Below are 12,080 nucleotides of genomic sequence, written 5' to 3' on the forward strand. Positions count from 1 at the left end.
ATCATGAGCTATCGCATTGACCTTACTGTCTTATCAGAACACAAACACTACTGCCGGTTTGGTCTAACCCTGCACAACCTATCTGAACAAGCGCTAGTGAACTGGCAATTACAGTTTGTCATTGACCGATACATCCTTCCCGATAGCTTCAGTAACGGGCAAATAAAGCAGACAGGGAGCTTTTGTGTTGTTGAACCAGATAATCACACTTTGGCGGCCAATCAGCATTATTATTGCGAATTTAGCATCAATACTGCCCCATTACGTTTCTATACTGATGGGTTGAAAGATGCATTAGTGCTCAACCAGCATGGTGCCATTAAATTGCCGGTTTCAATAACACCCATCGTGCTCGCCTCCCCTTACCAAGAACGTACTCAGTTATCTCCGACCACAGCGGCCGAACATGCGCTGATACCTATGCCTAATCATATTAGCTATCAGGAGGGCGTTTTTTATTTATCTGCCGCCAGTCAAATCACTCTCCAAACCGCTCAAGCTGAAAAAGCAGCAACATGGCTCGAAGACGAACTCCAGACTTTGTATGGCTATCAAGCTAAAGCGATTGGTCAAAGCGAAATTTTGTTTCGCAATAACCCTACTCTCGATGAAGGCCAGTATCAGTTATTCGTTTCTGCCACAGGCATCCGGCTCGAATCCGCTTCAGCAGCTGGTTTTGTTCATGCGAGCGCAACCTTAATGCAATTGATCAAGCAGGAAAACCATCAACTCTCGGTTCCGTATGTCAAAGTCGTGGATACACCGCGCTTTAGATATCGCGGCATGATGCTTGACTGCGCCCGTCACTTTCATCCGCTCGAAGATATCAAAAGGCTGATCAATCAACTCGCTCATTACAAATTCAACACTTTTCACTGGCACTTAACCGATGATGAAGGCTGGAGGCTGGAAATCAACGCATTTCCACAGCTAACACAAGTAGGAGCTCATCGTGGTCAAACAGCGACACTTGAGCCTCAATTCAGCCACCTATCTAGCATGTATGGCGGTTACTATACCCAGCAACAAGTGCGTGAAGTGATTGTTTATGCTCAAGAGCGCGGAATCACCGTCATTCCAGAGATTGATATTCCCGGGCACTGCCGCGCAGCGATTAAAGCATTGCCTGAATTGCTCTGTGACCCTAGCGATAAGTCAGAATTTCGCAGTATTCAACATTACACCGACAATGTACTTTCCCCTGCAATTCCTGGTACGTATGAGTTTCTCGATAAAGTACTCGAAGAAGTTGCCCAGCTGTTCCCTGCACCTTGGGTGCATATAGGCGCCGATGAAGTGCCCGACGGTGTCTGGCTACAAAGCGCAAACTGCCAAGCTCTGATGGAAACGCAAGAATATCAAAATAGCAAAGAACTGCAGGGACACCTGCTTCGCTATGCCGAGCAGAAGCTACGCTCACTCGGCAAACGCATGGTTGGTTGGGAGGAAGCCCAACATGGCGACAAAGTCAGTAAAGATACTGTCATCTATTCATGGCTGAGTGAAGACGCTGCACTCAAATGCGCGAAACAAGGATTTGATGTCATCCTTCAGCCAGCTCAGTCCACCTATTTAGATATGGCCCAAGATTACGCACCAGAAGAGCCGGGGGTTGACTGGGCAAACGTCATTCCACTTGAAAGCGCCTACCGCTATGAACCCCTCGCGGATATTCCAGATGAGGACCCAATACGTAAACGCATTCTTGGTATTCAGTGCGCTCTATGGTGTGAACTTATCCACAATCAACCACGGCTTGATTATATGGTGTTCCCTCGTCTCACAGCACTAGCGGAAGCTTGCTGGACAATGAAAGAACATCGCGACTGGCACGACTATCAAGCAAGACTGAAAGGCCACTTATCTTTATTGGATAAGCAACACATCAATTATCGCAACCCTTGGAAGTAACTTTTGCTGACGGCCATAGCCCTTAGCAGTTTTCTCTAGCATATATATTAGGCCACGGCTTCAGTGGCAGTAGGAAAAGGAATAAAACATGAAATACGGCTATTTCGATAACGACAATCGCGAATACGTCATCACTCGCCCTGATGTCCCTGCACCATGGACAAATTATTTGGGCACAGAGAGGTTCTGTACGGTTATCTCGCACAACGCGGGCGGCTACTCATTCTACAACTCTCCAGAATACAACCGTGTTACTAAATTCCGCCCTAACGCAACATTCGATCGCCCGGGGCACTACGTTTACCTGCGTGATGATGAGTCGGGGGACTACTGGTCAATCTCTTGGCAACCCGTTGCAAAAAGCTTAGATGAAGCCAACTACGAAGTTCGTCATGGCTTGTCTTACTCTAAGTTTAAATGTGAATACAGCGACATTATCGCAACCAAAACACTATTCGTACCAAAAGGTGAAGATGCTGAAATCTGGGATGTAGTGATTAAAAACACCTCTGACAAACCACGTACCATCAGCGCATTCTCATTTGTTGAGTTCTCATTCAGCCACATTCAATCTGATAACCAAAACCATCAGATGTCTCTGTACTCAGCAGGCACGGCTTACAACGAGGGCGTGATTGAGTACGACCTGTATTACAATACCAACGATGCCGAAGGTTTCTACTACCTAGCTTCGACGTTTGACCCAGATTCATACGACGGCCAACGTGACAGTTTCCTAGGTCTATACCGCGACGAAGCAAACCCGCTAGCCGTAGAACAAGGTCAATGTTTCAACACCGCGCAAACGTGTTACAACCACTGCGGCTCTCTGCATAAGCAGTTTACTATCCAGCCTGGTGAAGAAGTACGCTTTGCCTACATTCTAGGTATAGGTAAAGGCAACGGAGAGCGTCTGCGTGCTAAATACCAAGAACTTGCTGAAGTCGACAATGCATTCGCTGGTATCAAAGCACACTGGGATGAGCGTTGTGGCAAGTTCCAAGTGACATCGCCAAACGAAGGCCTAGATACAATGATCAACGCTTGGACGCTATACCAGGCAGAAACTTGTGTCGTGTGGTCTCGCTTTGCGTCGTTCATCGAAGTCGGTGGTCGCACTGGTCTTGGTTACCGCGATACCGCGCAAGATGCGATTTCCGTACCTCACGCCAACCCGGCAATGACGCGTAAACGTATCGTTGACCTACTGCGCGGCCAAGTAAAAGCGGGGTACGGCCTACACCTATTCGATCCAGATTGGTTTGATCCTGAAAAAGCAGACGTTAAACCATCGAAATCACCAACGGTTGTCCCCACTCCATCTGACGAGGACAAGATCCACGGCATCGAAGACACCTGTTCTGATGACCATCTATGGCTAGTTCCAACCATCTGTAAGTACGTGATGGAAACCGGTGAGCACAGCTTCTTTGACGAAGTGATCCCTTACGCAGATGGCGGCGACGCGAGCGTTTATGACCATATGAAAGCCGCACTAGACTTCTCAGCTGAATACGTGGGTCAAACTGGTATCTGTAAAGGTCTGCGGGCAGACTGGAATGACTGCCTAAACCTAGGGGGTGGTGAATCTTCAATGGTGTCGTTCCTACACTTCTGGGCACTGCAAGAGTTCATCGACCTAGCGAAATACCTAGGTAAACAAGCCGACGTTGAGAAATACACGGAAATGGCAGCAAATGTTCGTGAAGCATGTGAAACCCACCTTTGGGATGACGAAGGCGGTTGGTACATCCGTGGTCTGACGAAGAATGGCGACAAGATAGGTACCGCGCAACAAACAGAAGGCCGAGTACACCTTGAGTCGAACACACTAGCCGTACTTTCAGGCGCGGTCTCCCAAGAGCGTGGTGAAAAAGCGATGGACGCCGTAGACGAGAACCTATTCTCTGAATACGGCTTACACCTCAACTCTCCATCCTTTGCAACACCAAATGACGACATTGGTTTTGTAACCCGTGTTTACCAAGGCGTAAAAGAGAATGGGGCCATCTTCTCGCATCCAAACCCATGGGCTTGGGTTGCTGAAGCGAAACTAGGCCGTGGTGACCGTGCAATGAAATTCTACGACGCACTCAATCCATACAACCAAAACGACATCATCGAAAAACGCATCGCTGAACCATACTCCTACGTACAATTCATTATGGGGCGCGATCACCAAGATCATGGCCGAGCTAACCACCCTTGGCTAACAGGGACATCCGGCTGGGCTTACTTCGCAGTCACCAACTTTATTCTTGGTGTGCGTACAGGATTCGATGGCTTAACGATCGACCCATGTATCCCAACTGATTGGCCCGGTTTTGAAGTGACTCGCCAATGGCTAGAGGCGACCTACAACATCAAAGTGGAGAACCCAGACTCAGTGAGCAAAGGGGTCAAATCGATCCTAGTCAATGGAGAAAAAGTGTCTGGCGCCACGATACCCGTACAGCCAAAAGGTAGCGTAAACAACGTCGTCGTTGTGCTTGGTTAACTACCCAATGAGCCTCTCACAGAGGCTCTTCGCGATAAATAAAGGATTATAGATATGATCAAGTTTGGTACTGGCGGCTGGCGTGCTTTTATCGGTGAAGAATTCACTAAAGACAATGTACGCTTAGTTGCTCAAGCCGTGGCGAACATCATTAACCATGAACAAGTTGCCGAGCGCGGTTTTGTGATTGGCTACGATCGCCGATTCCTTTCAGACAAAGCCGGGCGCTGGTTCGCGGAAGTTCTCGCAGCCAATGGCATCACCGTCAGCTTTATCGACAAGTTTGTTCCAACCCCAATCGTGATGTTCAAAGCGAAAGAGATGAACTGCGCTTATTCCGCATGTATCACCGCTTCTCACAACCCAGCCGACTACAATGGCGTCAAAGTGTTTATTGAAGGGGGGCGTGACGCCGATGAAATCATCACGGAAAAGATCGAATCGCAGATCGCAAACTTAAGCCTAGCGCATGTAGCCTCCGTCGAGTTTGATCAAGCAGTTGAAGATAAACTGATTCAATTGATCAATCCCATGAACGAGTTTGTTGATTCAATCATCGACTTTATCGACATAGAAGCGATCAAAAAAGCCAATTTACGCGTGTTGATCGATCCTATGTTTGGTGTGGCGAAAAACGCATTGCAAACTGTACTGATCAATGGCCGCTGTGACGTTGATGTTATCAATGACGGCAAGAACCCTGATTTCGGCGGATTAATGCCTTCACCGAATGCTGCGACTCTGTATCGTCTCAAGCACCTTGTCGCCGCTGAAGGTTACGACATTGGTATTGGTACGGACGGAGACGCTGATCGCTTAGGTATCATTGATGAAAAAGGCAACTTCATTCATCCAAATGAAGTGCTTATTTTGCTCTACTACTACCTGCTGGAGTACAAAGGTTGGAAAGGTTCTGTTGTACGTAACATTGCGACCACTCATATCCTCGACAAAATAGCAGCAGACCATGGTGAGAAGAGCTTTGAAGTCCCCGTTGGCTTCAAACACATTAGCTCACAAATGGAAGCCGATGACTCACTGATCGGTGGAGAAAGCTCTGGCGGCCTAACCATTCGTGGTCACATTAAAGGTAAAGACGGTGTCTTCGCCTCCAGTCTGCTGGTTGAGATGATTTCAGTCACAGGCAAAAAACTGTCAGAGCTCTTAGACGAAATCTACACTAAATACGGTTATGCCTATACAGCCGAAGGTGATTGCAGCTTCAAAAGTGGTCAAAAGCTGCACCTACACAACAAGATTTACGTCGAGAAGCAATTGCCGAAGTTTAAGTTTGAAATAGAGAGAGTCAGCTATGATGATGGGGCTAAGGTTTACTTCAAAAATGGTGGTTGGGTGATTGCTCGCTTCTCTGGCACTGAGCCTTTACTGCGTATTTTTTCTGAAATGGAAGACAAAGAGACCGCAGAAGGCATCGTTGAACAGTTCAAAACATTCTTACAACTGTAACTAGCCTAGAGATCAAAACACCCAGCGATTTGCTGGGTGTTTTGTTATTTAAAAAGCCAGAACGCCTTGCGTCTCTACTTTGACCGAGACAGGCTGCCCTATCGACAAAGGTTCCGCCGAACTAGCCAGTAATCGACTCCCGCTAGCATCAATCACATAACGACAATGGTCGCCCATGAACTGTTGCTCTAAAACGGTCACACTGCTTTCTTCTGTGGCACTGATTTGAACATGCTGTGGACGCAACAATAGCTCACATTCCGCTTGCAACTGAATTTCCTGCTGCGCTTTTGCTTCCACTATCCCAAGGTCGGTCTCAAATTCAGACTCCGAAACACGCTTGGCCATAAGATAGCTACCGCCGCCTAAGAAGTCGGCTACAAATTTACTTGATGGTTGGTAATACAATTCACTCGCAGTGCCATATTGTTCAATTACACCATGGTTCATAACCGCCATCTTATCGGCGAAAGCAAACGCCTCTTCTCTGCTGTGTGTGACGAAAATTGCTGTAACACCTTGATTCTTAAAGATTTTACGTATTTCTCTAATTAACTCATGACGAACCTGAGTATCAATATTGGAAAAGGGCTCATCCAGCAAAAGTAAATCAGGCTTATAAGCCAACGAACGAGCTATCGCGACACGCTGTTGTTGCCCCCCAGATAACTGATGCGGGTAACGTTCGCCATAGCCAGTCAAGTGCACCAACTCCAGCATCTCCGCCACTTTAGCTTTTCTCTCTTCGCTAGTCAGCGCTTTAAGACCAAACGCCACGTTGTCCTCAACTGTCAGGTGAGGAAACAAGGCGTAATCCTGAAAGATCATACCGATATTGCGTTGTTCTGGAGGCAACCAATTCTCACCATCATCAATGGTCAGACAATTCAAACTCATGGAACCCGAGCTGAGTGGTAATAAGCCAGCAATGGCTTTAAGCAAAGTCGTTTTACCACAGCCACTTGCCCCTAAAAGGCACACAATTTCCCCATGCTCTACATTCAACGATAAGGATTCAAGTACAGTCGTCTGCTCATCGTACTTACAAGTTAAGTTATTGATCGATAATGCACAGCTCATCAGTGTGTATGCTCCAGTGAACGGTTAACCATAACAAGGGGGATCAAGCCAACTAAAACCAGCAGGACAGCAGGTAACGCCGCTAATTCCAGCTGCTCATCAGAGGCAAAATTATAAACGTAAGTAGCTAATGTTTCGAAGTTAAAAGGCCTTAAGAGTAGCGCAGCATTCAGCTCTTTCATCGACTCAATAAACACAAGGAGCCCAGCAATCAAAGCACCGCGACGAATTAATGGAAAATGCACACGCCATAGCATTTGATTGGAGTTACACCCCATGGTACGAGAAGCCATATCCAACGATGGAGACACTTTATTCAAGCTACTTTCAATACTGCCGATCGCTACCGCAGAGAATCGAACCACTAAAGCAAAAATAAGAGCAAACATAGATCCAGAAAATATCAGCCCTGGCCGGCCCCACTGCATATATTTGGCAATATCATTGACGAAGTGATCCATCAATAACACAGAGACCATAACACCAATGGCCAGTACAGTACCCGGCACGGCATACCCCATTGATGATAAACGCATAAACGCCACGCTCTGGCGGTTGTTAGACAAGCGACTATAAAAATTAACAATAAGCGCGACCACCACACCAATAAAAGCTGCACTTAAAGAAACATAAAGACTGTTTAATGCGTACTCGCGAAATTCAGGTGTCCAGCTCTGAGCAAAATACTTATAGGCATAGATAGACAGTTGTAACAGAGGCAGAAGAAAGGCAATGGCAACGATACCCCAACACCAAGTGAGTGCTAGCCATTTTTTCCAGCCGCTTAGCTCGTAACGAAAATCTTCTCTGCTACTAAACTGATTCTGAAACAGTTTTTGTTTACGGCGACTGTAACGCTCTGTGCTGAGCAATAAGATGACAAACACCAACATGATGGCAGAAATTTTCGCTGCCGCTGTCAAGCTAGAATACCCAAGCCAAGTATCGTAAACCGCAGTTGTTAGAGTGTTAACGGCAAAGTAACTCACCGTTCCAAAGTCACCAATGGTTTCCATGGCCACTAGCGATAAGCCAACCGCCATTGAAGGACGAGCCAGCGGCAGTGAAATACGACGAAAGCTTTCCCATGGCGAGCATTTCAGCAGGCGTGCTGATTGCAGCAAGGAAACGTTTTGCTCCATAAAAGCCGCGCGGCAAAGTAAATAAACATAGGGATACAGAACCAGAGCGAGAACAATAATCGCCCCCGTCAGTGTTCTTATATCAGGAAACCAATAATCTCCCGGCCCCCAACCAGTGAGGTCACGAAGTAAGATTTGCACGGGCCCAGCAAAGTCGAGCCAATCGGTAAAGATATAACCCACAATATAAGCTGGCATGGCTAAAGGTAACACCAACGCCCATTGTAAAATACGTTCACTGGGCAAGCGACACATCGCCATAATCCACGCGGAAGGAATACCAAATACGAGGGACAGAGCCATCGTCCCCAACGCTAATACCACGGTATTGAATGTATAGGTTGGCATCACGGTTGACATCAGATGAGAAAACAGCTCATCTGTTTCGCCAATCGCGGTAAAGAATATCGCTAAGATCGGCAAAACCAGTAGCAGAGCTAGCGTCCCACTACTGGTTTTCCATAAATAATTATTTTCTTTCATTGCTTAATAATCATCGGTATATATAACTCGAATGCATTTGCTAATACATCTCATATACCTTTAATACGCTTAAGGGTCAGTTATACCCTTATAAACAAACAACCTCAAGCGACCCTTGTAAAAGAGCGACTTGAGGCCGTCTAGAATGATATGAAGCGTTAATGATTACAGGTCAAACTTGACTTCATCAAGCAGCTTGATTGCAGCGGCATGGTGCTCAGCAATTTCATCCAGAGAAATCGTATCCGCTTTAAACTCACCCCAAGAAGCAACCAGCTCTGAAGGTTTCACATCGGCTTTTACTGGGTATTCGTAGTTAACTTCAGCGTACATACCTTGTGCTGTATCTCCCGCTAGGAATTCCATCAGCTTAAGCGCATTCTCTTTGTTTGGAGAGTACTTAGCCATTGCCATACCAGAGATGTTTACGTGAGTACCAGTTGTGTTCTGGTTAGGGAAGTTAATGTAAACCGCATCAGCCCATGCTTTTTGCTCTTTATCGTTAACCATCTTACCTAGGTAGTAGCTGTTGCCCAGAGAAACGTCACATAGACCTTCTTTGATCGCTTTCACCTGTGCACGATCGTTACCTTGAGGCTTACGCGCTAGGTTAGCTTTAACGCCTTCTAGCCACTCTTTAGTTTCCGCTTCGCCTTTATGAGCAATCATAGAAGAGACTAGAGAAACGTTGTAAGGGTGCTTACCACTACGAGTACAAATTTTGCCTTTGAACTCAGGCTTAGCAAGATCAGCATACGTGAAATCATCACCTAGCTTACCAACACGGTCACGTGAAGAGTAAACACTACGAGTACGAGTAGTTAGAGCAAACCACTCATTGTCAGTATCTTGGTATTGAGCTGGGATATTCTTCTCAAGAACGTCGCTTTCTACAGACTGAACCAAGCCTTGCTTAGTTAACTCAGCAAGACGGCTGATGTCCACAGTCAGGATCACATCAGCAGGGCTGTATTCACCCTCTTGAGCTAGCTTCTCTGCTAGACCTTTCTTTGCGAACTTAACGTTAACTTTGATGCCTGTTTCTTTAGTGAACTCGTTGAACATAGGCTCAACTAGGAATGGTTGACGGTAAGAGTACACGTTCACTTCTTCTGCAGCCATCGCTGTCGGTGCTAATGTCGCACACGCTAGAGCCGAAAGAGTTAGCAGTTTTTTCATTGGTTCAGTCCTTTAACTTCGTAATGATAACGTTTATCAGTTGCGTTATTATATTCATGATGATTTAGAAAACAATGATGCAAAACAAAAAAACCTGCCTCTTAGAGCAGGTTTTTGAGTATTTTATTTGTAACAGTTTATGTCTTATTCTGACTTACTTCACAGTCACAAATTCTGGGTAGGCACCTACCCCACAGTCGTGCATATCCATCCCTTCTAACTCTTCATCTTCAGATACTCGGATTCCGATCGTTGCCTTCAATACCGCCCAAACCACAAGGCTAGCAAAGAACACCCAAGCAAAGATAACCGCCGCACCTAATAGTTGAGCCCCAAACGTTGCATCACCATTGCTTAGAGGCACCACCATCAAGCCGAAGAAGCCACACACTCCGTGAACAGAGATCGCACCCACTGGATCATCAATCTTAAGCTTATCAAGAGCAATGATGCTAAACACGACTAGAGCACCTGATACAGCACCAATGGCTACTGCATAGATTGGTGATGGCGACAGAGGATCGGCAGTAATGGCAACCAAACCTGCTAAAGCACCGTTAAGAATCATTGTGAGATCAGCTTTACCCCACGTAGTTTTACACACAAGAAGGGCTGCAATCGCACCAGCCGCTGCTGCTGCATTTGTGTTGAGGAAGATTTGACCTACTGCCGTTGCATTCTCAAAGTCAGAGACCATCAACTGAGAACCACCGTTAAAACCAAACCAGCCAAACCAAAGGATAAAGGTACCCAATGTCGCTAGAGGCATGTTCGAGCCTGGAATTGGATAGATTTCACCATTCTTACCGTATTTACCTTTACGGGCACCTAGAAGTAGAACACCGGCTAGCGCAGCAGCAGCACCTGCCATATGAACGATGCCTGAGCCTGCGAAGTCACTAAAGCCCGCCTCTGATAGGAAACCACCACCCCAAGTCCAGTAACCTTCCATTGGGTAGATAAATGCTGTTAACACTGCCGAGAAGATAAGGAAAGACCATAACTTCATACGTTCAGCAACGGCACCTGACACAACTGACATGGCTGTTGCGACAAACACTACCTGGAAGAAGAAGTCTGACTCTAGCGAGTGATCTGCACCTTCGCCTTGAGTACCGATGAGTGCACCAAATGAAGGTAACCAACCGCCTTCACCGTTATCAACATACATAATGTTGTAGCCGACTACCAAGTACATGGTACAGGCAATCGCATAAAGACAAACGTTCTTAGTTAAAATCTCAGTTGTATTTTTGGAGCGAACTAAACCCGCTTCAAGCATGGCAAACCCTGCTGCCATCCACATGACTAACGCACCTGAAATGAGGAAGAAAAAAGTGTCGAGTGCGTAACGTAACTCCGTTACTGTCGTTGTTAATTCCATTGTTGTGTCTCCAGTCCTTTGAATTCTTAAAGTGCTTCAGCGTCCATTTCACCAGTGCGGATTCGCACTGCCTGACTCAGGTCATAGACAAAGATTTTTCCGTCACCGATTTTTCCGGTATGTGCAGCCTTCGATACCGCTTCAATCACGCGGTCGACATTTTCTGCCTGTGTCGCGATTTCGAGCTTCACTTTAGGCAAAAAGTCCACCTGATATTCTGCACCACGATAAAGCTCTGTATGACCTTTCTGACGTCCAAAACCCTTTACCTCTGATACCGTCATCCCTTCGATACCCACATCGGCCAAAGCCTCTCGAACATCATCTAATTTGAATGGTTTGATAATCGCATTAATTAGTTTCATCGCATCCTCTCTGAAGCAGTCATCCTTTTTACTTTATTAATCCAAGGTACGTGCCAATTTATTAAATCATTGATAAATAATAATTTATTACTTTCTCTTAATGAAAAACGCAAAAGGGCGCACCGTTATGGTGCGCCCCTATCACAATTATGAAGCAGATATTCAATTCTTCACTATTTCAGTGCAGATCTATTTGGTGGTCAGAAACTCTTTCCATTGATCAATTAACAGCTCAAAGTCATCTAAGCCACAACTGGCCGTACTCTCACTGTTATAAAAATTAAGTTCACTGCCCTCTTCCATTACATCGCCGTGTGCTAATACATTTTCTTGCACAGTAACTTCATCCCCTTGAATCAAGATAGAGATTTCAGTGCCCACCATAGCGTGTTCTTTGAGCGGAGATTGATGGACAGACGTGAGCAAAGACTCTACCTGCGCTATTTTTTGCCAATCCTTACCTATTTCTTCTTGCAGCCATCGACCCACAATTTCATGGCCCATACTCGACTTTACATAGTACTCACCCATCAATGTATTTCGGATAAATTCAAATTCCATCGTGCTGCCTC

At 46.1% G+C, this 12,080-nt stretch carries 9 protein-coding genes; 3 read left to right on the forward strand and 6 right to left on the reverse strand.

What is annotated here, in order from left to right; all coding sequences use genetic code 11:
* Positions 1–3: 3 nt before the first annotated feature.
* From L1D23_RS07775 to L1D23_RS07785, 3 genes are all read left to right on the forward strand, one after another.
* Positions 4–1,911 carry a family 20 glycosylhydrolase gene (locus L1D23_RS07775; RefSeq protein ID WP_239865210.1) on the forward strand — a complete coding sequence of 636 codons (1,908 nt, stop codon included), beginning with the start codon at positions 4–6 and terminating at the stop codon, positions 1,909–1,911.
* Between the two features lie 88 nt (positions 1,912–1,999).
* Positions 2,000–4,408, forward strand: a complete 2,409-nt coding sequence (locus L1D23_RS07780) for a N,N'-diacetylchitobiose phosphorylase (RefSeq protein WP_239865211.1) — start codon at positions 2,000–2,002, stop codon at positions 4,406–4,408.
* Between the two features lie 54 nt (positions 4,409–4,462).
* Positions 4,463–5,875, forward strand: coding sequence for a phosphoglucomutase/phosphomannomutase family protein (locus tag L1D23_RS07785; RefSeq protein WP_239865212.1), 1,413 nt, complete (start codon positions 4,463–4,465; stop codon positions 5,873–5,875).
* 48 nt (positions 5,876–5,923) lie between these two features.
* Here the strand turns inward: L1D23_RS07785 and L1D23_RS07790 are convergent, their stop codons facing one another.
* The 6 genes from L1D23_RS07790 to L1D23_RS07815 all read right to left on the reverse strand — a co-directional run bounded on the left by L1D23_RS07790 (position 5,924) and on the right by L1D23_RS07815 (position 12,069).
* Positions 5,924–6,955: an ABC transporter ATP-binding protein gene (locus L1D23_RS07790; protein WP_239865213.1), complete on the reverse strand. Its 1,032-nt coding sequence runs from the start codon at positions 6,953–6,955 to the stop codon at positions 5,924–5,926.
* Positions 6,955–8,580, reverse strand: a complete 1,626-nt coding sequence (locus tag L1D23_RS07795) for an iron ABC transporter permease (RefSeq protein ID WP_239865215.1) — start codon at positions 8,578–8,580, stop codon at positions 6,955–6,957. Before L1D23_RS07795 ends, L1D23_RS07790 begins: the two co-directional genes overlap by 1 nt.
* A 165-nt stretch (positions 8,581–8,745) precedes the next feature.
* Positions 8,746–9,759: a Fe(3+) ABC transporter substrate-binding protein gene (locus tag L1D23_RS07800; protein WP_239865216.1), complete on the reverse strand. Its 1,014-nt coding sequence runs from the start codon at positions 9,757–9,759 to the stop codon at positions 8,746–8,748.
* A 154-nt stretch (positions 9,760–9,913) separates the two neighbouring features.
* The gene (locus tag L1D23_RS07805) at positions 9,914–11,143 is read right to left on the reverse strand and encodes an ammonium transporter (RefSeq protein WP_239865218.1); all 1,230 of its coding nucleotides are present in this window, start codon (positions 11,141–11,143) and stop codon (positions 9,914–9,916) included.
* A 26-nt stretch (positions 11,144–11,169) separates the two neighbouring features.
* Positions 11,170–11,508 (reverse strand): P-II family nitrogen regulator, encoded by a 339-nt coding sequence (gene glnK, locus L1D23_RS07810; protein WP_004742633.1) that lies wholly within the window; start codon positions 11,506–11,508, stop codon positions 11,170–11,172.
* A 189-nt stretch (positions 11,509–11,697) separates the two neighbouring features.
* Positions 11,698–12,069, reverse strand: coding sequence for a YacL family protein (locus L1D23_RS07815; RefSeq protein WP_239865220.1), 372 nt, complete (start codon positions 12,067–12,069; stop codon positions 11,698–11,700).
* Positions 12,070–12,080 lie beyond the last annotated feature (11 nt).

The sequence above is a fragment of the Vibrio sp. Isolate24 genome (assembly GCF_022398215.1).
In the GTDB taxonomy this organism is placed as follows: Bacteria; Pseudomonadota; Gammaproteobacteria; order Enterobacterales; family Vibrionaceae; genus Vibrio; species Vibrio coralliilyticus_A.